Consider the following 21,885-nt stretch of genomic DNA (forward strand, 5'->3'; position numbering starts at 1 on the left):
CTCGTGGGGCGTTGATCGCGCCATGATAGCGGAGCCAGCGAGCTACGCCATGGGGTGTGCTGTAAGTGGTGGTTGCGCCAAGTGGCTGGCAGCAGCCGTTGCGTTCGGCTGCTGCAGCATAAGGCCGCGAGCATAAGGGCGCTGGCTGGAGCGCAAAGCGAGGGATTTTGACGCGGTTCGCGGCCGATCCACGAAAATGGTTGGGCCGAAGCCCATCAACCTTCCACTGAGCGCGCCTTCAGATCGAGTCAATAGTAGCCTGGCATTACCGGCCGCTGGGAGTTGCCAGCCACAGGTCGCGGCGCGCCAGGTGCCAGGCCAGGGCGCCCAGGGTCAGGCCGCGCAGGGCCATGAAGGCCAGGAACGCCATCCACAGGCCGTGGTTGCCAAAGCCCTGCAGTGCCAGGGCGATTGGCAGGCCGAGGGCCAGGGCCACGAGCATGGCGTTGCGCATCTCCCGGGCACGTGTGGCGCCGATAAACAGGCCGTCGAGCAGGTAGCTCCAGACCGCGAACAGCGGCAGCAGGGCGAGATAGGGCAGGTAGTGTCCGGCCGTTTCGCGTACAACCGGGATGTCCGTCTGCAGGTTAACGAACAGGTGGCCGCCGGCGCCAAACGCCAGCGCGAATAGCACGCTGGCAAGCAACGACCAGAAACCGGCGACGATCAGGCTGCGTCTGAGCGCCAGGCGGTCGCGTGCGCCGATGGCGTGACCGCACAGTGCCTCGACCGCGTGGGCCAGCCCGTCCAGGGCATAGGCGGTTACCAGCAGGCCATTGAGCAGCAGCGCGTTGGCTGCCACGGTGGCGTCGCCCAGGCGTGCCCCCTGAATGGTGATCAGCAGAAACACCGCCTGCAGCGCCAGGGAGCGCAGGAAGATATCGCGGTTGACGCCCAGCAGCGCGCTCCAGCTCTGCCACTTGCCCATCGCCGCCCATTGCGTGCTGCCAGGATGACGACGCAGTGCGCCTCGGGTCAGCGCCAGGCCCACCAGCAGGCCACCCCACTCAGCCAGCACCGCCGCGCGGGCAGCGCCAACGACTTCCCAGTCGAGGCCCAACACGAACCACAGCGACAGCACGATGTTCAGCAGGTTGGTGACCAGCAGCATCACCAGGGGCGCGCGGGCGTTCTGGGCGCCGAGCAGCCAGCCGATCAAGGCGAAGTTGGCCAATGCGGCCGGCAGGCCGAGCAGGCGGGTATGCAGAAATTCGCGGGTTAGTGCATCCAGCTCGGCCGACGGATTCATCAGCCCCAAGGCCAGACCGCTGAAGGGAACCGCCAGCGCACCGAGGGTCAGTGCCAGCAATGCGGCGAGCAGCAGGCCCTGCACCAGCACCTGACGCAATGCGCCGCCATCCCCCCGGCCGCAAGCCTGGGCGGCGAAGCCCGTGGTGCCCATGCGCAGAAAACCGAGGAGACCGACGATTAGGATGTACAGGCTGCTACCCACCGCCACTGCGCCCAATTGATGAGCATGGGGCAGGTGACCGACCACGGCTGTGTCGACCAGCGCCACCAGTGGCACGGACAGGTTGGAGAGGATCATCGGTGCAGCCAGCGCCCAGACCTTGCGGTGGGTCGGCGCGTGGCGCCAGGCATCACGAAACATGCAGCGCTCCATCAGGGCTGCGCAGTATAGGTGACTGCGCAGCCTTGCCGTTATGGCGAGTGCCGAGATGGGGCGGTAGAACGCTGGTCGCCTTTTATTGAAAATAATTATCAGCGGATATATGTTCGCAACCCCTTTCCTGCACGGGATTCCCGAGTGCGCCCGCCCCATGACTCCGATGCCCAGGAAGGCCAGTTCCAGCGCCATGCGGGCGAGTTGCTGCGCTTCTTCACCCGCCAGGTGAAGTGCGACGAGCTGGCGGCCGACTTGCGCCAGGAAACCTGGCTGCGCTTTCAGCGCCGTGGCACGGGAGAAGTCGAGAATCTGCGTGCTTTTCTTTACCGCATCGCCCGCAACCTGATCATCGACCACCGTCGTCAGCAGCAGGCACGGCCAGTGCAGGAAAGCGTGTCGGTGGAGCTGGAGTCGGATCAGCCTGGGCCCGAGCAGATCGTCGGTGATGGTCAACAGCTTGCCCGCCTGGACGATATTCTTCAGGATCTGCCCCCTCATTTGCGTCAGGCCCTGTTATGGAACCGCCTCGAGGGTCTGACCCAGAAGGAAATCGGTCAGCGCCTCGGTGTTTCCGAAAGCATGGCCGGACGCTATATCCTCAAGGCCCTGGAACAGTGTCAGCAGAAAATGGACTTGATGTCGTGACCACCGATTCTTCGCTTCTCGCCCAGGCTCGAGAGTGGCAGGTACTGCTGCATTCCGGTCGCGCCAGCGCTGCCGACCGTGTCGCCGCCGCGGTGTGGCGCAGCACATCGCCGGCTCACGAGCAGGCCGCCAGCGAAGTAGATCGTTTGTGGGCGCTGCTGGGGCAGCTTGGCAAGCAGCCCGCGGTTGCGGATTCGCCTGCAGTGGTTCTGCCACTGCGTCGTGGCCGGCGGCTGCGTTGGGCTGTACCACTGGCGAGCGCCGCCATACTGCTCCTGGCCCTTTGGCTGCCCCAGGGCACCTGGGTGGGCTGGTACGCCGACCTGGCGACCGCTCCGGGCGAAGTGCGCATCGTCGAATTGGAAGATGGCACCGTGCTGACGCTCAATGGCGCTACCGCGCTGGACTGGAGCATCAGCGAAGGGCGCCGGAGCATTCGTCTGTATCGGGGTGAAGCGGATTTCCAGGTGGCCAAAGATGCCAGCCGGCCGTTCTTCGTCGAGGCCGGACTGGCGCGTATTCGCGTGACCGGTACCCGCTTCGATGTCGACTACAGCGGTGGTCAGGTAGTACTTGCCGTGACCGAAGGGCAGGTGCAGGCCAGCGATGCTCGCGAGCAAGCGCTGCCGGTAGGCGCCAACCAGCAAGTGCGCTGGAGCGGTGATCAACTGGAGCCTGTGCAGCCACTCGATGCCCGTCAGCAACTGGCCTGGCAGCGCGGCAAGCTGGTGTTTCGCGCGCAGCCATTGAGCGACGTATTCGCCGAACTGGAGCGCAGCCAGAGCCAGCGGGTGATCTTTCTCGACCAGAGCGTGCGTGACCTTAAGGTGACCGGCGTTTTCGCCCATGACGACCCGCAGGCGGTGCTGCGCGCCATCGAAAGCAACCTGCCGGTGCGCTTGGTAAGGCTGCCCGGGCTGCTGCTGGTAAGCCGCAACTGAGGTTTTCGCAGCGCGGTCTTCAGCGATGCCGGGCCGGTCTTGCAGGTTCCACGATAGATATTTAGCGGCTGACGTAAAAATACTTACGTTCCTGGTTCAGAAACGCATCGGCGTTTCGTCTTCCGTTTCTGCAAATGCGACTTTTTCGCATGAACTTTGGCAGAACACAGGAAACCCAGCATGCGCATGACGCGTTCTCCTCTTTTCCAGGCACTGGCTGCCGCCCACCTGCTGCTCGTTGCCACGACCGCGTCAGCGCTGGAGTTCGACCTGCCTGCCCAGCGCCTCGATGCTGCGCTGACCGATTTCGCCGAGCAGGCCAATGTGCGTCTGCTCTACGACGCCAGCCTGACCCAGAGTGATCGTCAGGCGCCTGCCTTGAAGGGCGATTACTCGGTTGCCGAAGGCCTGCAGTTGCTGCTGCAGGGCAGTGGCCTCAGCTACCAGATCGACCAGCAGGGCACCGTGACACTGGTGCCGCTCAGCCAGGGCAACGACGCGCTGCAACTCGGCGCCACCACCGTCAGCGGCCAGGCCGAAGGCCGTCTCGACCTGCCGGTGGAATACGCCGGTGGCCAGGTCGCCAGAGGTGCGCGCATTGGTATGCTGGGCAATCAGGATATGCAGGATGTGCCGTTCAGTGCGGCCAGTTATACCAGCGAACTGATCGAGAACCGCCAGGCGCGCAGCCTGGGTGAAGTGCTGGCCAGTGATCCGGCGATCCGTCAGTCCAACGGTTTCGGCAACTTCTCCCAGGTGTTCGTGGTGCGCGGTTTCCAGCTGTACACCGACGATATTGCGTTCAACGGCCTGTACGGGATTCTGCCGCGGCAGATCATTTCCACCGAAGCTGTCGAGCGTGTCGAAGTGTTCAAAGGCGCCAACGCGTTTCTCAATGGCGTTGCACCGGGCGGAAGTGGGGTTGGCGGCGCGATCAATGTGGTCTCCAAGCGTGCCGAGGACACGCCCAATCGCAGTATCACCCTCGATTACGCCAGTAGCGCGCGTACGGGTGGTCATGTGGATCTGGGGCGCCGTTTTGGTGAAGACAATCGCTTCGGAGCGCGGATCAATGTGGCCAAGCGTGATGGTGAAACGGCGGTTGACGGCGAGCACTCGCACTTCAGCCTGGCCGCCGTCGGTCTCGACTACCGCGGTGAGCGGCTGCGCCTGTCGACCGATTTCGGCTATCAGAAGCAGCGCATCAACGAAGGCCGTTCGGTGGTCTATCTGACCCCCGCTGGGCTGGGCGGTAAGGTACCGAAGGTGCCGGATTCGGATGCCAATTACTCTCAGCCCTGGAGCTGGTCGCAGTTGGAAGATACCTACGGCATGTTCAACGCCGAGTACGATCTGAGCGACAACTGGACGGCCTACCTCGCCGGCGGCGGCAAGTACACCCGGGAGAATGGTGTGTATTCCTCGGTGTATGTTGCGTCCCCGGATGGTCGCGGGCAGGTCGGTCGGTTGTATTCGCCTCTCGACCAGGAGACCTTCAGCAGCGTGGCCGGGTTGCGTGGCAGTCTGCAGACTGGTCCTGTCAGCCACCAGTTGAATGTCTCCACCAATGGTCTTTGGCAGGAGCGGCGAAATGCCTTCGAGTCGACGACTGTAGCCAATCGCCGGCCCGGCAATCTCTACGACCCGCAACCCGTGAATGAGCCGGTCGCGAGCGTCAGCGGCGATCTTCACGACCCCCGTAAGACCGCCAAGGTGATCACCCGCAGCGTTGCAGTTTCCGACACCCTGGGTTTCTTCGATGAGCGACTGCTGCTGACCCTTGGGCTGCGCCGCCAGTCCATCGGCGCCGATGCCTGGAGCGCCGCCAGTGGTGCGCGTACCGCCAATTACGAAGACAGCATCACCACGCCGGCCTATGGCCTGGTTTTCAAGGCGAGCGACGTGGTTTCGTTGTATGCCAATAGCATCGAGTCGCTTCAGCAGGGGCCGTCTGCCCCTGCTGCTGCCGTCAATCGTGGGGCCATGTTCGCGCCTTATCGCACCAAGCAGATCGAGGCAGGTGTAAAGCTGGACTGGGGTACCTTTGGCGGCAGCCTCGGGGTTTATCGGATCGAGCAGCCCCAAGGCGTCACGGGAACCGACAATGTCTATCGGGTCGACGCCGAGCAGCGTAACCGTGGTGTGGAACTGAATCTGTTCGGTGAACCGCTGCCTGGCTTGCGTCTGCTTGCTGGCGCGACCCTGATGGATACCGAATTGCGCGGCACTGCCGGTGGCGCCAATGATGGCAACCGCGCTGTCGGTGTCCCGGAGTTTCAGTACAACGTCGGCGCCGACTGGGACGTGCCAGGTGTTTCGGGCCTGAGTTTCAACGGGCTGTTGCTGCGCACCGGCGGCCAGTACTACGACTCTGCCAATACTCTGAGCATCCCCGCCTGGACGCGAGTGGATCTTGGCGCTCGTTATGCGATGAGGCTCGACGAAGAGCGGCAGCTGACCCTGCGTGCAGGTTTGGAGAACGTCGCTGACAAGGCCTATTGGGCGTCCACCAACGGCGGCTATCTGACCCAGGGTGAGCCGCGCACCCTGAAGGTCTCGGCCACTCTGGACTTCTGAGGTCACGCTAACCAGCCCGGCGCATTCGCACGCCGGGCTGGTTTCGCTCAGAACGTCAGGCGCAACCCCAGCGTCGCATTGCGTGGCGTGCCGTAGTAGGCCGATGACGTGCTGGTGTAGTACTCCTTGTCGAGCAGGTTGTTGAGGTTGAGCGTTGCGCTGAGTTGCTCGGTGATGGGGTAGCGGGCCATCAGGTCGACCACGGCGTAGCTGCCTTGGGTGAAGCGCACGCTGTTGGGCCCCATGGCGTCGCTGTAGATAGCGTGCTGCCAGTTCACCCCGCCGCCCACGGTCAGGCCATTGCCCAGGTTGTCGAGCAGATAGCTGGTGAACAGCTTGGCGGTGTTTTGCGGGATATCGGTATTCAGCGCTCTACCGTTACTGTCCTGGACGATATTGCGCGAATAGCTGGCCGTCAGTTGCCAATCCGGCACCAGCTCGCCGCTCAACTCCACCTCGAAACCACGGGTTTTGGTGCCGGATTCGGCGCGGTACGCCTGATCACCATTAGGGGCGAACTCACCCGGTATGGAGACGGCAAGGTTGTCCTGCTCGATCTGGTAGATCGCCGTGGAGAAATTCAGGCGATCCTCGAAGAAGCCTGCCTTGACCCCCAGCTCGTAGCCCACGCCTTCCAGCGGGTCGATGAAGCTGCCGTCGAGCAGACGATTGCTCTGTGGCTTGAAGATGCTGGTGTAGCTGGCATAGGCCGACCAGGTGTCGTCCAGCTCATAGACGACACCTGCGAACGGCGTGAACACACCGGTTTCGGTACGTCGGGTGGTTTCATCGTCGACGCCGCCGTAGTTGTCGGTCTTCTGCACGTTCTCCCAGTCGGTCACGCGGCCGCCGAGGAATACCGACAGTTTGTCGGTCGCGCGCAGGCGCATGCTGGTGTAGGTCGCCTGCTGCTTCTCGTTGTAATTCATGCGCCCGTTAACCGGAATATTGGGCTCTGCCGGAGTCTTGCCATCCCAGCCGTAATAGCTGGGAATGTCGCTGCTCCAGCCGGCGAAACGCCAGAGGTCATAGTTGTCCGCTTTGTAGCGGGTCTGTTGGCGGGAGTGGCCGATCACCAGGTCATGCTGCTGGCCGAGTAGCTCGAAGCTGCCGCGCAGGTGCATGTCGAGGCTGTCCTGCACCGGTTTGGCGCCCCAGCGGCCGCCGTAGAGCATGCCACCACCGCCGGTTTCACGATTCGGATAGACCCGGGCACCGGCATAACCGAGCACTTCGTCGAACGCGTAGCGTCCCCTGCTGAGGGTCAGCTTGGCCTTCCAGTCATCGTTCAATTGTTGGTCGAGGGAGGCAAAACCGGAGGCGAAGTGACGTTCGGAGTAGGCCCAGGTGCTGGCTGCCGAGGCCGAGCGTGACCAGTCGGTACGCGAGCCATCGCTGAAGTACAGCGGCAGGCCACCACGGGCGTGGTTGTTGGCGTCGTGCTGCTGTGCGTCTGCGCCGATGGAGAGCAGGGTGTCTGGTGTCAGGTCGGCCTCGACGATGCCGTACAGCACCTTGTGCCGCTCCTGCAGGCGGTCGACATGCGAGCCGGCATCGCGATAAACGGCGACCATGCGACCCCGCACGCTACCGCTCTCATTGAGTGGCCCGCCGCTGTCCAGTTCGATGGCGTTGTTATCCCAGGAACCTGCCTGCAGACCAATGCTGCTCTTCCATTCGCTGGTCGGGCGCTTGCGCACCAGGTTGATGGTGGCGCCCGGAGTGCCGATGCCATTGGTCAAACCCGTGGCGCCGCGGATCACTTCGATACGGTCGTAGAGCGCCAGGTCGTTGGTCTGGAATACCGAGTTGTAATTGCTGTTGAGCAGCGGTTCGCCGTCGATTTGGTAGTTCTGTACCTGGAAGCCGCGGGAGTAGATGGCGCTGCTGTCCGAGCCCATGTTGCCGCTCTGGTTCACGCTCAGGCCTGGGGTCTGACGCACCGCATCGGTCAGCTGCGTCAGGTTCTGGTCATCCATGCGCTGGCGGCTCATGACGCTGATCGACTGCGGCGTTTCGCGGATGGTCAGCGGCATCTTGGTCGCTGTGCTGGTCGAGCCGGTGGTGTACGAGCCCGTGCCGTCGGTGGTGTCACCCAGGCCTGCGCCGGTGATGCTGGTGGCGCCCAGTTCCAGCGAGGCGCCGGTGTCGCTCTGGCGGGTGATGATCAGGGTGTTGCCCGCACGCTGGTAAGTCAGGCCGCTGCCATCGAGCAACTGCTGCAGCGCCACCGTGGGTTCCAGCGTGCCGCTTACCGCGGGGGCGTGCAGGTGCCCGGTCAGGCTGCTGTCGGCGGCGATGCTCAAGCCGGCTGCTTCGCCCAGTTGGCGCAGCGACAGGCTCAGGGGCTGGGCGGGCAGGTTCAGATCGACAGGGGCAGCCAGCGCGGGCGCAACCAAGGCGAAACTGGCAACGGCCAGCAGGTTGCGTAGCGCGAACGAATGACGCATCGAGACATCCTTCTCATGGGAATTTGCCTGAAGGACGGAACGCCCGGCGTTTCCCCTGATGTAGCGGCGACGAATGGTCGCCGCTATGCCGCTATGTTCGGGGCCCTGGCGAATCGCTAACGCGCGCTCAGCTCGGTGCTTTGGCTGCCTTCGGTCACGCGTACCGGGGCGATGGTCGGTAGGGCGCGGATGAAGTCCTCCACGTCGCTCAGTTGCAGCACGGCACTGATGCGCGGGCTCGGGTAGCCGGAGTGGGCTTGCATTGGCCGTTCGCGATAGCGCGACAAGCTGGCGGCGATCTCGCCAAGATCGGCGTCTTCGAACACCAGGTTGCCGCGGGTGAAGGCCAGGGCATTGTCGGCCGGCAGGTCGATCTTGCGCAGGTGGCCATTACCATCGACTTCCACGACCTGGCCGGCACCCACCTGCCAGGTTTCGTCTGGGTGGCGTGTGCTGGCCACTTCGACCCGGCCATGATCGACGCTGACCCGCAGCCGATCCGGCAGGCGGTTGACCACGAAGCGGGTGCCTAGCACGGTGATCTGCGCCAGGCCGCTATCGATCACGAAGGGGCGCAGAGGGTTGCGTGCGACATCGAACAGCGCCTCGCCTTGCCGCAGGTCGATGTTGCGCTGGCGCCAGCCATAACGGACGTCGATCCGGGTGGCGGCGTTCAACTGCAGCTCGCTGCCATCGCGCAGGGTGACCTGCTGGCGCTCACCAATCGGCGTGTGCAACGCGAGTTGCTGAGGGCTCTGCCGATAACCGAGCCAGCCCGCAGCCGACGCGAGCATCAGCACCAGCGCACAGACGCCCCGGCGCAGGTAACGTGGCTGCCCGCGTTGCTGGCGCTCCATGGCCATGGCCAGCGCCTCGGTCTGGCGGGTGCTGCCGAAGTCGTTCCAGAGCGCTTCGAAGGCACGGTATTCCTCGGCGTTCGCCGGGTCGGCGGCGAGCCAGCTGCGGAATTCCGCCTGCTCCGCCAGCCGCGCATCGCCGCGCAGGCGCAGAAACCAGGCGGCGGCCTGTTCGGTCGGGTCACTCATGATTGCAGCAGGTCGCGGGCGCGACGCAGGTCGAGCAGGGCGCGCATCATGTGCCGTTCGACCATGTTCAGGCTGATGCCCAGGCGCGTGGCGATATCCGGCTGGGTGTAACCCTCGATACGGGCCATCCAGAACACTTCTGCGCAACGCTCGGGCAGGCAGTCGAGGATGCGCTGCAACGCCTTGAGGCGCTGCTGGATATCGAGCAGGTGTTCGCAGGACGGTGCCACCTGGTCGGGGGCCAGGTCTTCCGGGTTATGCGATTCCAGCGATTCCAGCCTCCACTCGCTGCGGTAGAAATCGATCAGTACCGAGTGGGCGACACGGCGCAGGTAGGCATTGGGCTGCTCGATCCGGCGCTGATGTTGCGCCAGGGCAAAGCGCAGCAGGGCATCGTGCAGCACATCGTAAGCGCGTTGCACGCAGCGGGTGCGACGGCTGAGGCTGAGCAGCAGATCGCTGTATGCCCAGCCAAGGTCGATGCCTTGCCAGTCGACCTTGGCGGCGTCGCGGAGCGCGGGTTGGCTGGCCTGCAGCGTGGCAATCGGCACGATAAGCCCTCTGGGTGTTGGAAGCGGCCAGAGGATAGGCAATTGGCAATAATTCGTAAATAACAATTATTGCTATTGGTGTGGGTGGAGGTTAGCGCGATCGGCCTTGAGGTCGGCCATTACCTGGCTGACTCGCCGCCATGCACGGCGCAGTCAGCCAGGCGAGTCGCGTCAGTTGAAGCTGTAAGACACCCCGACGAAGGCGCCAAAACCGTCGCCCGGCGTGGAGCGAGCGGCGTCTGCGCCGTTGTCGTTGTAGCCCGGCGTGACGGTGGCGGCGTAGCGCTTGTCGGTCAGGTTGCGCAAGTCCAGCCAGGTCTGCCAGTCATCTTTCGGCGAGGCGTAACCCAGGGTCGCGCCGAAGATGGCGTAGGCATCGGCGTAGTAGGAGTTGGCGTAATCCACGGCAACCTTCGAGGCGTACTGGGTGTTGAGCCCGGCGTAGAAACCGCTCGGGTGGCTGTAGCGCAGCTCGGCCTGGTAGTAATGACGCGGCAGGCCGGGCAGTCGGTTATCGCCGTAGGTGTCGTCGTCGCGGTAGTGGAAATCGCTGAAGGTATACGTCTGGCGCAAGGCCAGATCACCGGCTGCGCCGCCTTGCCACAGCGGGCTGTCGAGGCCCAACTCGATGCCCTGGTGGACGGTGGGGCTGGCGTTGGATTCGGAAGGAGGAACGCCGGGCGTGATTTCCACGGTCAGCAGCTCATGACGCACCAGCGAGTAGTAATAGGCCATATCCCACTGACCCAGCACGGAGTCGCCGCGCCCGCCAACTTCGAAGGTGGTGGCGGTCTGGTTATCCATCGAGATCGGCGCGCGCTGGCGAGCGCTGTACGGCTGGTTGCTGGCCGGGAAACGCAGCGGCGAACTCCAGAGCATCGACCAGGCGTGGGGCGGTTCGACGGAGCGGCTGATATTGCCGTACAGCTGCACCTCGGGGTTGAGCTGATAGCGCAGGCCGATGCGCGGTGCGTAATCCCAGGTGTGTTCGCTGAGCGTGTCGTCGGTGGCCGGCCAGGTCACCTCGACCTGACGGCGGGTATAGATCAGCGCCAAACCGGTGGTCAGCCACAGATCGGGCACCAGCTCGGTTTCGTTGCTGGCGTGCAGCACGTTGTCCGAGCCCAGGTGTTCATAGGCGCGCATCAGGGTGCCGGCTGGGTAGTCGGTGCCACCGACGCTGATTGGTAGCGCGGCATTTTCCTTGGACTTGCTGCTTGGCAGATTGGTGGTGCTGCGAAAGCCGATGGTGGTGTTGCTGTCGAGCCCGAACAGGGTGTGGCGGCGGTTGTAGTTCAGGGTGCCACTGACGTCGCTGTAATCCACACGCACCCGGTAGGTGTTGCCGTTGGGCGAGCTGTTCTCGACGATATCCATCGGGTAGTGGTGATAGGCCAGGCCGGCTACCAGGGTGGAGTCGTCGTCGATCTGCCAGGTGGTCTTGTTGGCCAGCCAGGTGCTGCCGGGTTGGTCGCGGTGCGCGTCGATGCGCAGGTTGTTGGCGGCGGCAGCCCGTGGGGCGTGCTTGATCTGCGCTTTGGTCAGGCGGCCGGGGACGTCATGCTCTGTTTCCCGATAACGCAGGTAGAAGCGCGTTTCCAGGTTGTCGTTGAGGCGATAACCAACGTTCGCGGCCACGCCCTTGCCTTTGCCCGAGGCATGATCCTGATAACCGTCGTAATGGCTGTCGGTGAGGTTGATGTAGTAATCGAAATCGCCCAGCACCTGACCGGAGCTGATGCTGCGTTTCTGGTAACCGTGGCTGCCGGCTTCGTAACGCAGCTGCAGCTTGTCGGCATCGCGGCCGGTGCGGGTGATGTAGTCGATGGCGCCGCCCAGGGCCAGCGAGCCTTTGTCGAACCCATTGGCGCCGCGCAGCACTTCGGCGCGGCTTATCCACAGCGGTTCCAGCAGCTCATAAGGCGTGCCGCCCGAGCCGGTCAGCGGCAAACCGTCGAGCATGATGTGGTTGCCGGAGGCGTGAGAGCCGGTGCCGCGATTGATGCCCGAGCCGCGGATGGCGATCTTGATGCCCTCGTTGCCAGGCGACTGCGCGTACACGCCCGGCTGGTAGGCCAGCACATCCTGGTTGCCGGCCACACGGCCCTGCTCGACGCGCTGCATGTCCACCAGGTTGGTGCCACCCGGTACCTGTTTGAGCTGCTCTTCGGCCGCCTGCTGCTCGGTCAGCACCTGGCCGGTCACCCGCACGCCTTCCAGTTGCACGGTGCCCGGCCTGGTTTCGGCATGGGCGGCAGGAAGTGCCGCGCAGGTCAGCAGGCTGGCGGCCAGCAGGTGGCGAGGGCGCAGGGCGTACGGGGGCAGGCAAGGCATTCGGCAGGTTCTCCGTGGAGCGGTATTTGGGATAGCGCGGGGTAGGACGGCGCCCGCGTGTGCCAGGCCACTTCTGCACCTCGTCCGATCACGCGCACGGTGCGCGATAACTGAAGAACTTAAAGCGTGTTCACGATCTTTTTTAGGCGACATAAAGCGACTGCTAAAAGGTAAAAACGGCCATTCGTTGAACACTTTTGTGGGAGAGGCTTTAGCCTCGATTTTGCCTGGATAGGCTTACAAGGCTCGAGGCTAAAGCCTCTCCCACGGGCTGGTATCGCCACTTTGCAGGCAAAGCGCCGACATCGAGCAGACTAAGGCACAACGCCACAGCGACAGCCTGTCGCGCGGCATCCGGCCACGCTGGTAAGTGGCACCGCAAGGCGTAATCTGAAACCGATCCATTGATCCAGATCAAGGCGCCTTTCGCCTTGGCTGTTGGCGTCTGCAATCACTACAAGAATTCGATAACCGATAACTTTGATCGAGGGGCACGTCCATGTTCGGCCTAGAGGCTTTGGATCTCGCGCGCATCCAGTTCGCCTTCACCATCTCCTTCCACATCATCTTTCCGGCCATCACCATCGGCCTGGCCAGCTACCTGGCGGTGCTCGAAGGGCTGTGGCTGAAGACCGGCGAAACGGTGTACCGCGACCTCTACCATTTCTGGGCGAAGATCTTCGCCGTCAACTTCGGCATGGGCGTGGTCTCCGGCCTGGTGATGGCCTACCAGTTCGGTACCAACTGGAGCGCCTTCTCGGATTTCGCCGGTTCGGTCACCGGGCCGCTGCTGGCTTACGAAGTGCTGACCGCATTCTTCCTCGAGGCGGGCTTTCTCGGCGTCATGCTGTTTGGCTGGAGCCGCGTCGGGCCGGGGCTGCACTTCTTCTCGACGATCATGGTGGCGATCGGCACGCTGATCTCGACCTTCTGGATTCTCGCCTCCAACAGCTGGATGCAAACGCCCCAGGGCTTCGAGATCGTCGACGGCCGGGTCATTCCCGTGGATTGGTTTGCCGTGGTGTTCAACCCCTCGTTCCCTTACCGCCTGGCGCACATGGCCACCGCCGCGTTTCTCGCCACCGCGTTCTTCGTCTGCGCGTCGGCGGCCTGGCACCTGCTGCGAGGGCGCGACACGCCGGCGATGCGCAAGATGTTCTCGATGGCGCTGTGGATGGCCCTGCTGGTCGCCCCGGTACAGGCGGTGATCGGCGACTTCCACGGCCTCAATACCCTCGAGCATCAACCGGCGAAGATCGCCGCCATCGAGGGTCACTGGGACAACAGCTCCGGTGAGCCGACGCCGCTGATCCTGTTCGGCTGGCCGGACATGGAGCGCGAGGAAACACGCTTCAAGGTCGAGGTGCCGTACCTGGGCAGCCTGATCCTGACTCACAGCCTCGACAAGCAGGTGCCGGCGCTGAAGGAATTCGCCAAGGAGGATCGGCCCAACTCGACCATCGTCTTCTGGTCGTTTCGGGTGATGGTCGCCATGGGCATGCTGATGATCCTGGCTGGGCTGTGGAGCCTGTGGCTGCGTTGGCGCGGCAGCCTCTACCAGTCGCGCCCGTTCCTGTATTTCTGCCTGTGGATGGGGCCGTCTGGCCTGATCGCCATCCTCGCCGGCTGGTTCACCACCGAGATCGGCCGCCAGCCGTGGGTGGTCTATGGGCTGATGCGTACCGCCGATGGCGTGTCGATGCACAGCGCGGCGCAACTGGGGATCACCCTGGTGCTGTTTGTGGTCGTCTACTTCGCCGTGTTCGGTGCCGGCATGAGCTACGTGATGCGCCTGGTGCGCAAAGGGCCGGTCAGCGGCGAAGGCGATCATCAGGATGATGGCGGGCCGGGTACCCGGCACACGCAGTCGCGACCATTGTCCGCGCCGAAGGAAGGCCTGGACGACAGCGATTCGATCACCCGCACTGCAACCGGGAGGGTATGACCATGGGTATCGATCTTTCCGTCATCTGGGCGGTGATCATCGTTTTCGGCGTGATGATGTACGTGATCATGGACGGCTTCGACCTGGGCATCGGCATCCTCTTTCCGTTCGTGCCGGACAAGGGCGAACGCGACGTGATGATGAACACCGTGGCGCCGGTCTGGGACGGTAACGAAACCTGGCTGGTGATGGGCGGTGCCGGGCTGTTCGCCGCCTTCCCGCTGGCCTACTCGGTGGTGCTCAGTGCCTTGTATCTGCCGTTGATGTTCATGCTGCTGGGCCTGGTGTTTCGCGGCGTGGCCTTCGAGTTTCGCTTCAAGGCCAGGGATCACAAACGGCATATCTGGGACAAGGCCTTCATCGGCGGCTCGGTGGCAGCGACCTTCTTTCAGGGCGTGGCGCTGGGGGCTTTCATCGAGGGTATTCCGGTCGAAGGCCGGGCGTTTTCCGGCGGCTCGCTGGACTGGCTGGCGCCGTTCCCGCTGTTCAGCGGTTTGGGGCTGATCGCCGCCTATGCACTGCTCGGCTGCACCTGGCTGATCATGAAAACCGAAGGGCGCCTGCAACAACAGATGCACAGGATGGCCCGGCCCCTGGCGCTGCTGTTGCTGGCCGTGATCGGCATCGTCAGCCTGTGGACGCCACTGTCTCAATCGAGCATTGCCGAGCGCTGGTTCAGCCTGCCCAACCTGTTCTGGTTCCTGCCCGTGCCGTTGCTGGTGTTGACGACCTTCTTCTACCTGCTGCGCTCGGTGGCCAACCACGACAACAGCAAGCCGTTCGTGCTGACCCTGGTGCTCATCTTCCTCGGCTACAGCGGCCTGGGCATCAGCCTGTGGCCGAACATCGTGCCCGGCTCGCTGACCATCTGGCAGGCCGCAGCGCCCCCGCAGAGCCAGGGCTTCGCCCTGGTCGGCGCACTGTTCATCATTCCGTTCATCCTCGTCTACACCGCCTGGAGCTACTACGTATTCCGCGGCAAGGTGACGCCTGATCAGGGGTACCACTGATGGAAAGATCGACCGAAAAGAAACCACTCTGGCAACGCATCGCCTGGCTGGCCGGCATCTGGACGGTCAGCGTGCTGAGCCTGGGGCTGGTGTCGTATCTGCTGCGGCTATTCATGAATGCGGCGGGGTTGAGTACGCCGTAAAGGCACCCCGTAGGGCTGATCGTTCCCACGCTCCGCGTGGTAACGCATCCCGTGGCGCTCCGCGCCGCATTTGTAAGCCGAGTTGACGATGTATCGGACGCAGAGCGTCCTGCTAAGGCGTTCCCACGCAGAGCGTGGGAACGATCTAAACGGCAAACTCGTAGGGTGGATGGCGCTTTATCCATCCACCATGGACTAACCGTGGCTCGTCATGGGCTGTGCACGTTTGAATGGTGGACAAGCTTCGCGTTGTCCACCCTACATGTCCCGGGCTACTTGCTTTCGGGAGGGGCCAGCTGCGCTCTGGTAGGGCGTATTAGCCGAAGGCGTAATCCGCCGCATGAAGGCGGCCAGGTTGTTCGCGGTAAACGACGGATTACGCTTCGCTAATCCATCCTACGCTTCTTATCCGCCTTACCGCGTTGTGCCGTCAGGCAATCGACCAAGTCTCTTTCGCCAGCTTAATGAGCCGTTCCTGGCGTGCTTTCAAGGCGTCTTCACTCCATTCGGACACGTTGCATATTTCTTTGGTCAGGTCGAAGGAGACTTTTTTATCTCTATCCAAGTAGATTTTCTTTTTGCGATCAAAATCGAAGTACTGCGCTTTATAGTTTTTACCACCACTCAGCATGGCAAGGTTGCCAAGGCGATGAAGCCAGAGGCCATGGCTCTCAGAGCTGAACCGATCTTTCCAGTATGTATCTTTTAAAGCCTGCGGCATTACGTGTTCAATGGTCAGCCGACCACTGAATGTCTTTGTGACAGAGTCGTCCTGTGAGGCTTCCTCTAAACGTAAGAGCACCGCTGCATCAAAAGATTTACCGTAGATCTCACCGCCAAGGAGATTGATAAATTCATCGTTGTTGGCGTGGGTTATAAAAATGCTACCTACCTCCTCAGAGGATTTTCCGGCTTTGATAGCATTGATTAACTTGAAGTAAGCGGTTAGGCGGGCTGTGTGTCCGAGACGACGTACCCAGTTCTGCATGGTGATTCGTTCCAGCAGACTAAGGAATTGCGCTTCGGTCAGATCGTCTACTGGCTGATTCAGGTACGCGAGCAGAGGAGGTATCCATTCGTCGTAGCTAACACGCCAAAGAGCATTAAGCGCTCTTGCTGATGCTGCATCTTGAAAGTTGATATCCCAGATGCGCATAAAGTTTCTGGCAGAGAGAATGACCTGATCTAGGAAGACAAAAGTGCCGCCATTGTGCCCTTCGATGATCGGGCGGTATTCTTCATGCAGAGAACTCCTGGCTTTAGCTGCCATCAGAGAAGTTCTATGATGGCTGAGGAAGCCATCCAGCAGCTCGATACCCACAATCTCTTCCAACTCCAGCCATCTATCCTCCAGCTCACTGCTGAGGTTCTGTTGGCTGCCTAATTCGCTGAAAAGAGTGTTCTTGATTAAGTCTGCATTCGACAGAGACATGCCACGGGCATTGAGCACGTTGAACAGGCGGTAGGCGGACTTTAGTGACTCGGTTTTGACGAAAACTACGTACACCTTCATCAGCAAGTAGTTGGCGAAAAGTTTGAGTTTTTGTTGACCTTTTTGCCCTAGGAACGAGTCGATGGCCTCAAGATTTTCTATGATGCGCTGTTGAGGGGCATTGAGTTTGCTGCGTTCGGCTGGCAGCGGGAAAGGTTGAGAGTCGAGAACATGGCGGCGGAAAAAACTTTGATCTTTACGGCGTAGTAATAGACGAGGTGTTTCCGTTTCACCTGTCAGCTCATTACGGGGTAGCACGCGCTTACCCAGCACGGCTTTGGCGGCACTATCTTCAATGTGATCACGCAGGCGAGCAAGAATGAGGTTGAGAGTCGTCAGACGCTGCTGTCCGTCGACTACTTCGTAGCGTTTACCCTTTTCAATTTCGATGGTGATGAGAGAGCCAATAAAGTACTCCTCGTCGCTATTTTCATAAGCCTCCCAGACATCTTCCAGCAGTTGCTGGACATTCTCCACTTTCCACGAGTAAGGGCGCTGGTATGGGGGGATTTCGTAGCAAATTTGATCGGTGAGAATCTGTCCAACAGTGCTTTCTTCGGCTTTCATCTGGTTCCATCCAAGAAATTAAACAGTGTCCTGAGTCCGATTCAGACTGGGACTCGGATTGTTCCGGTGACTGCATAAAAGCGTATAGGTCTCATGCTACTAAGCCATTGTGCTCGGCATGCGTGTAAGTCGAAATCTGGTGTTGACACTAAGCCATCATATCGCCATCTGTCCATGGCAGATGAGCGTATGCAACGGTTAACTATTAGCTCGTCCGCCTCCTTACACATTCAGCCGCGGCGCCCCACGGTTGATCCACCATACCCTTAGTTCCCATACTCCCCCTTTGCCACCAGCCAAAGGGAGCCCCGATGTTCGCCTTCAGCGAAACCCTGCAACGCCGCTTTGCCGCCCTACATTCCACTGCCGACTTTTGGTCGCTGCGCCATGTGCGGGAAACCACCGAGCGCTATTGGGTACGCCGCAACGTGGCGCTGGCGCCGTCGTTTGGTGACGATGCAGGCGCCATGCTCAGTGTGCGTGTCGCTGGCGTGGAGGCCTACGCGGCGACCAGCGATCTCAGCCAGACTGGGCTGCAGGCAGCGCTCGACAAGGCCGAGCAACTGGCTCGGCAGCTTGCGGGTCGCAATCTGCTCGATATGCATGAGCTACCGGTGCCCCATGAGCAGGCCGACGACGTGATGCCCGGCTACGAACGATCCCTGGCTAGCCCGGGCCACTGGTACGAGCTGCTGGCGGCCGAGTCGGCGCGGGTGCCGCGTGACGAGCGTTTGGTGGACTGGTACGCGGGCCTGAGTTTTACCGCCACCGAGCAGATATACCTCAACAGCGTCGGTGCCCGTTTACGGCGTGCTCAGCACTACGTGTTCCCGCAACTGGGCGTTACCGCCAGCGATGGCGCCGACAGCCAGAGCCGCAGCTTCGGTGGCACTCACCTGGCTCGCCAGGGCGGTGCCGAGGTGATCGATCAGCTGGGTCTGGTTGGTACTGCTACGCGTATCGCCGACGAGGCGCTGCAGTTGCTGCTGGCGCCCAACACGCCGAGCGGTCACCGTGACCTGTTGCTGATGCCGGATCAGATGATCCTGCAGATCCACGAGTCCATCGGCCATCCGCTGGAGCTGGATCGTATCCTCGGTGACGAGCGTAATTTCGCCGGTACCAGCTTTATCCGTCAGGAAGATTTTGGCAGTTACCCGTACGGCTCGCCGCTGCTCAACGTGACCTTCGACCCGACGGTTTCGGGCGAGCTGGCCAGCTATAGCCATGACGATGACGGTACCCCGGCGCAGCGTGAGTACCTGATCCGCGAGGGCATCCTGCAGCGACCGCTTGGTGGTGCGCTGTCGCAGTGGCGCAGCGGCCTGGAAGGGGTCGCCAACAGCCGTGCCTGCAGCTGGAACCGGCCGACCCTCGACCGCATGGCCAACCTCAATGTCGAGCCCGGCACGCAACGCCTGGAGCAGATGATCGGCGGCATCGAGCACGGCATTCTGATGAGCAACAACCGCTCCTGGTCGATCGACGATGCGCGCAATAAATTCCAGTTCGGTTGCGAGTGGGGGCGGCTGATCGAGAACGGCGAACTCAAGGGCGTGGTGAAGAACCCCAATTACCGCGGTATCTCCGCGCGGTTCTGGCGCAACCTCAAGGCCGTCGGCGATGCCAGTACCTTCGAGGTGCTGGGCACGCCTTACTGCGGCAAGGGCGAGCCGAATCAGGTGATCCGCGTCGGCCACGCCACCCCGGCGTGCGTGTTCGCCGATATCGATGTGTTTGGAGGGGCTGCCTGATGGACGCGCGTCGACACTTCGAGGATCTGCTCGCCTACCTGAATACCCGTCTGCAGGCCGGCGAGGGCTTTACACTGGAGTACCAGGCCGAGGCCTCGGACTTCATCCGCTTCAACCATGCCCGTGTGCGCCAGGCTGGCCAAGTGCAGCAGTCATACGCCACCCTGGCCCTGTATCAGGGCGAGCGGCATGGCAATTTCGAGCTGGCCCTGAGCGGGGTGTTCGCGGATGACCAACTGCGCCTCGATCAGGCCCTGCAGCGCCTGCGCGCGGTACTGCCGACACTGGCCGACGATCCTTACCTGCGCCTGAATCGTGAAGCCTGGCGCAGTGAAACCGCTGCGGGTCAGGGGATTCAGAACAGCCAGGCCGCCATCGCCCAGATCAATGAGGCGTCAGCCGGGCTGGATCTGGTCGGCTTCTATGCTGCCGGGCCGCAATATCAGGGCTTCGCCAGCTCCTGGGGCGCCTTCGGCTGGCACGAGGCGAGTAGCTTCAACTTCGAATTCAGCCTGTTCCATGAAAATGGCCAGGCGGTGAAAAGCAACTACGCCGGGGAACACTGGGATGCCCAGGTCTTCAATCGCAAGCTGGCGTTCGCCCGCGAGCAGTTGCAGCACCTGGGCAAGCCCGCCCATGAACTGAAACCGGGGGCTTACCGGGCCTACCTGACGCCTGCTGCACTGGAAGAGTTGTTCGGCCTGTTCGCCTGGGGTTTTTCCGCCCAGGCGCTGGCCACCGGCAGCAGCCCCTTGCAGCGCTTGTTCGTCGGGAGCGCCAGCCTCAGTGCCAAGGTGACCATCGACGAGCGTATCGAAGGCGGTTTGGCTCCGGCGTTTACCCGCGAGGGCCCGCGTCAGCCGCTGCGGCTGCTGAGCGAAGGGCAGCCCGGCGAGCGCCTGGTCAGCTCACGCAGCGCAGCCGAATATGGCTTGATAGCCAACGGCGCGGGGACTGGGGAGTATCCGTTGTCGCTGCGTATGCAGGGCGGCGATCTGGACGACAGCCAGGCTCTGCAACGGCTCGGCACCGGGCTGTATATCGGCAACCTGTGGTACAGCAACTTCTCCGACCTGCCGGCCGGGCGCCTCACCGGCATGACCCGTTTCGCCACCTTCTGGGTCGAGGATGGCCGCATCCAGGCACCGGTCAACACCATGCGCTTCGACGATTCGCTGTTCGATTTCCTCGGCCCGAATCTGGAAGCCCTGACCTGCGAGCCGGAGCTGCTGTTGCCAGGTGGCACCTATGGCGCGCGGCAGACCGGCTCGATGGCGTTGCCCGGCGCGTTGCTGTCGCGGTTTACCCTGACCTTGTAGAGCGCGCTTCACGCTCCTGGGTATCGCTGCGCTCAACCGCAGGCTACGACCGTTTCTGTAGCCTGGGTCGAGCGAAGCGACACCCGGGGCCGCGGCGATTACTTGGTCGCCTTCAGCACCACGAACTTCGGCGTTGCCGCCACCTGCTCGACACCCCGGAACAGGCGCGCCAGCTTGGTGTGGTAACCCAGGTGGCGGTTGCCGACGATCCACAGTTCACCGCCGGTGACCAGTGCGTTGCGGGCCTGCTGGAACATGCGCCAGGCGAGGAAATCGCCAACCACCTGCTGCTGGTGAAAGGGCGGGTTGCACAACACCAGATCCAGCGAGTCGGCTTCCTGCTCGGCCAGGCCGTCACCGGCGCGGACGGTTACCGGGCGATCGCCCAAGGCCGCGCGCCAGTTTTCCGCGGCCGATTGCACGGCCATATAGGACTCGTCCACTAAGGTCAGCTCGGCGCTGGGGCTGCTCAATGCGTAGGCGATGCCCAGCACGCCGTTGCCGCAGCCGAGGTCGGCAACCCGGCGGTTGTCCAGGTGCTTTGGCAAGTGAGGCAGAAAGGCGCGGGTGCCGATATCTAGCCCTTCGCGGCAGAACAGGTTGGCGTGGTTACTCAGTTCGAGTGCCGGTTTGTCGAGGCGATAGCGGGTCGGGTAGGGCGACGTCGGCGCCGCTTTGGCCTCCGGGGTGGCATGCAGCAGGCGGGCTTTTTTCACCGCCAGCGAGGCCTGCACCGGGCCGATGTATTTCTCCAGCAGATCACCAGCCGCACGGGGTAGATGCTTGATCATGCCGCCAGCGATCACCTGGGCTTGCGGCGCCAACTGGCCGTGCAAGCGGATCAACTGTTCCTCGAGCAGGGCGAGGGTTTTCGGCACGCGGATTAGCACCAGATCGAACGGGCCACTGACGCCCTCGCTGGCCGGCACGAAGTTCACCGTATCTTCGGCAAGATCGTTACGCGTCAGGTTGAGACGCAGCGCCAGATGGCCCAGATGCGAGTCGCCGCTGCTGGTCACCTGGGCGCGGCCGGCCAGCGCACAGGCCAGGGCGCCAAAGCTGTCGTTGAGCAGCAGCACGCGCGTGGTGCCTGAAAGCGTCTGCACCTGTTCGAGCAGGTAGGCGTCTGCGGCGTCGAAGGCCTGCAGCGGCATGCCGGGTTGCTCGGGCTGGCGCTGCAGTTCCAGGGTGGCGAAAGGAGTGACGAAAGACGACGACATGCTGATCTCGTGGTGGGTGTGGCGGCGCGCATTCTGCCATGCCGCGGGCGGCGAATCTTCAAGCTGTGCTGCAGTTCGCGTTATTGCCGCTTGTTCCGCGGCTGGGGATCGACAAGAATCGCGCCCCTGCCGATAAGGTCAAGCTCACTGACCCTTTGCCGCAGCCCTTCCAATAATAGTCGCACACCCGCGCCATGCGCCGGGCGTAGCCGACAGCGCTTTGCCGATGCCTCGTTGAGGTCACTCGATAACCCATTTCCTTCA

General features: G+C 62.5%; 15 protein-coding genes. 8 read left to right on the forward strand and 7 right to left on the reverse strand.

Features of this window, described 5'->3' with window-relative positions:
* Nucleotides 1–265: 265 nt before the first annotated feature.
* Nucleotides 266–1,612 carry an MATE family efflux transporter gene (locus tag K5Q02_RS07550; protein ID WP_225837940.1) on the reverse strand — a complete coding sequence of 449 codons (1,347 nt, stop codon included), beginning with the start codon at nt 1,610–1,612 and terminating at the stop codon, nt 266–268.
* A 156-nt stretch (nt 1,613–1,768) separates the two neighbouring features.
* Here K5Q02_RS07550 and K5Q02_RS07555 point away from each other — a divergent pair, with 156 nt between their 5' ends.
* The 3 genes from K5Q02_RS07555 to K5Q02_RS07565 all read left to right on the forward strand — a co-directional run bounded on the left by K5Q02_RS07555 (nt 1,769) and on the right by K5Q02_RS07565 (nt 5,790).
* Entirely contained in the window at nt 1,769–2,272 is a 504-nt protein-coding gene (locus tag K5Q02_RS07555; RefSeq protein WP_225837942.1) for an RNA polymerase sigma factor, read from the forward strand.
* The gene (locus tag K5Q02_RS07560) at nt 2,269–3,213 is read left to right on the forward strand and encodes a FecR family protein (RefSeq protein ID WP_225837944.1); all 945 of its coding nucleotides are present in this window, start codon (nt 2,269–2,271) and stop codon (nt 3,211–3,213) included. The genes K5Q02_RS07555 and K5Q02_RS07560 overlap by 4 nt, the downstream gene beginning before the upstream one ends.
* A gap of 180 nt (nt 3,214–3,393) precedes the next feature.
* Nucleotides 3,394–5,790, forward strand: a complete 2,397-nt coding sequence (locus K5Q02_RS07565) for a TonB-dependent receptor (protein WP_225837946.1) — start codon at nt 3,394–3,396, stop codon at nt 5,788–5,790.
* A gap of 47 nt (nt 5,791–5,837) precedes the next feature.
* On the opposite strand, the gene K5Q02_RS07570 is transcribed toward K5Q02_RS07565, so the two are convergent.
* From K5Q02_RS07570 to K5Q02_RS07585, 4 genes are all read right to left on the reverse strand, one after another.
* Complete coding sequence (locus tag K5Q02_RS07570; protein WP_225837947.1) at nt 5,838–8,240, reverse strand: TonB-dependent siderophore receptor; 2,403 nt, start codon at nt 8,238–8,240, stop codon at nt 5,838–5,840.
* A 116-nt stretch (nt 8,241–8,356) separates the two neighbouring features.
* The gene (locus K5Q02_RS07575) at nt 8,357–9,286 is read right to left on the reverse strand and encodes a FecR family protein (RefSeq protein ID WP_225837955.1); all 930 of its coding nucleotides are present in this window, start codon (nt 9,284–9,286) and stop codon (nt 8,357–8,359) included.
* A complete protein-coding gene (locus K5Q02_RS07580) occupies nt 9,283–9,837 on the reverse strand; it encodes an RNA polymerase sigma factor (RefSeq protein WP_225837956.1) in 555 nt (184 codons plus the stop codon). The genes K5Q02_RS07575 and K5Q02_RS07580 overlap by 4 nt, the downstream gene beginning before the upstream one ends.
* Nucleotides 9,838–10,008: 171 nt before the next feature.
* Entirely contained in the window at nt 10,009–12,171 is a 2,163-nt protein-coding gene (locus tag K5Q02_RS07585; RefSeq protein ID WP_225837957.1) for a TonB-dependent receptor family protein, read from the reverse strand.
* A gap of 499 nt (nt 12,172–12,670) precedes the next feature.
* On the opposite strand from K5Q02_RS07585, the gene K5Q02_RS07590 reads away from it, so the two are divergent.
* From K5Q02_RS07590 to K5Q02_RS07600, 3 genes are read left to right on the forward strand one after another with little or no spacing between them, the layout of a single operon-like run.
* Complete coding sequence (locus K5Q02_RS07590) at nt 12,671–14,116, forward strand: cytochrome ubiquinol oxidase subunit I (protein WP_225837959.1); 1,446 nt, start codon at nt 12,671–12,673, stop codon at nt 14,114–14,116.
* 2 nt (nt 14,117–14,118) lie between these two features.
* Nucleotides 14,119–15,126: a cytochrome d ubiquinol oxidase subunit II gene (cydB, locus tag K5Q02_RS07595; protein WP_225837961.1), complete on the forward strand. Its 1,008-nt coding sequence runs from the start codon at nt 14,119–14,121 to the stop codon at nt 15,124–15,126.
* Nucleotides 15,126–15,269, forward strand: coding sequence for a DUF2474 domain-containing protein (locus K5Q02_RS07600; RefSeq protein ID WP_225837963.1), 144 nt, complete (start codon nt 15,126–15,128; stop codon nt 15,267–15,269). Before cydB ends, K5Q02_RS07600 begins: the two co-directional genes overlap by 1 nt.
* Nucleotides 15,270–15,699: 430 nt before the next feature.
* On the opposite strand, the gene K5Q02_RS07605 is transcribed toward K5Q02_RS07600, so the two are convergent.
* Complete coding sequence (locus K5Q02_RS07605; protein ID WP_225837965.1) at nt 15,700–17,328, reverse strand: DUF262 domain-containing protein; 1,629 nt, start codon at nt 17,326–17,328, stop codon at nt 15,700–15,702.
* 311 nt (nt 17,329–17,639) lie between these two features.
* Here K5Q02_RS07605 and K5Q02_RS07610 point away from each other — a divergent pair, with 311 nt between their 5' ends.
* Both K5Q02_RS07610 and K5Q02_RS07615 read left to right on the forward strand, forming a co-directional pair.
* The gene (locus tag K5Q02_RS07610) at nt 17,640–19,082 is read left to right on the forward strand and encodes a TldD/PmbA family protein (RefSeq protein ID WP_225837966.1); all 1,443 of its coding nucleotides are present in this window, start codon (nt 17,640–17,642) and stop codon (nt 19,080–19,082) included.
* Entirely contained in the window at nt 19,082–20,401 is a 1,320-nt protein-coding gene (locus K5Q02_RS07615; protein WP_225837968.1) for a TldD/PmbA family protein, read from the forward strand. The genes K5Q02_RS07610 and K5Q02_RS07615 overlap by 1 nt, the downstream gene beginning before the upstream one ends.
* Before the next feature lie 98 nt (nt 20,402–20,499).
* Here the strand turns inward: K5Q02_RS07615 and K5Q02_RS07620 are convergent, their stop codons facing one another.
* A complete protein-coding gene (locus K5Q02_RS07620; protein WP_225837969.1) occupies nt 20,500–21,621 on the reverse strand; it encodes a methyltransferase in 1,122 nt (373 codons plus the stop codon).
* Nucleotides 21,622–21,885 lie beyond the last annotated feature (264 nt).

This window comes from Pseudomonas sp. MM211, from assembly GCF_020386635.1.
GTDB lineage: Bacteria > Pseudomonadota > Gammaproteobacteria > Pseudomonadales > Pseudomonadaceae > Aquipseudomonas.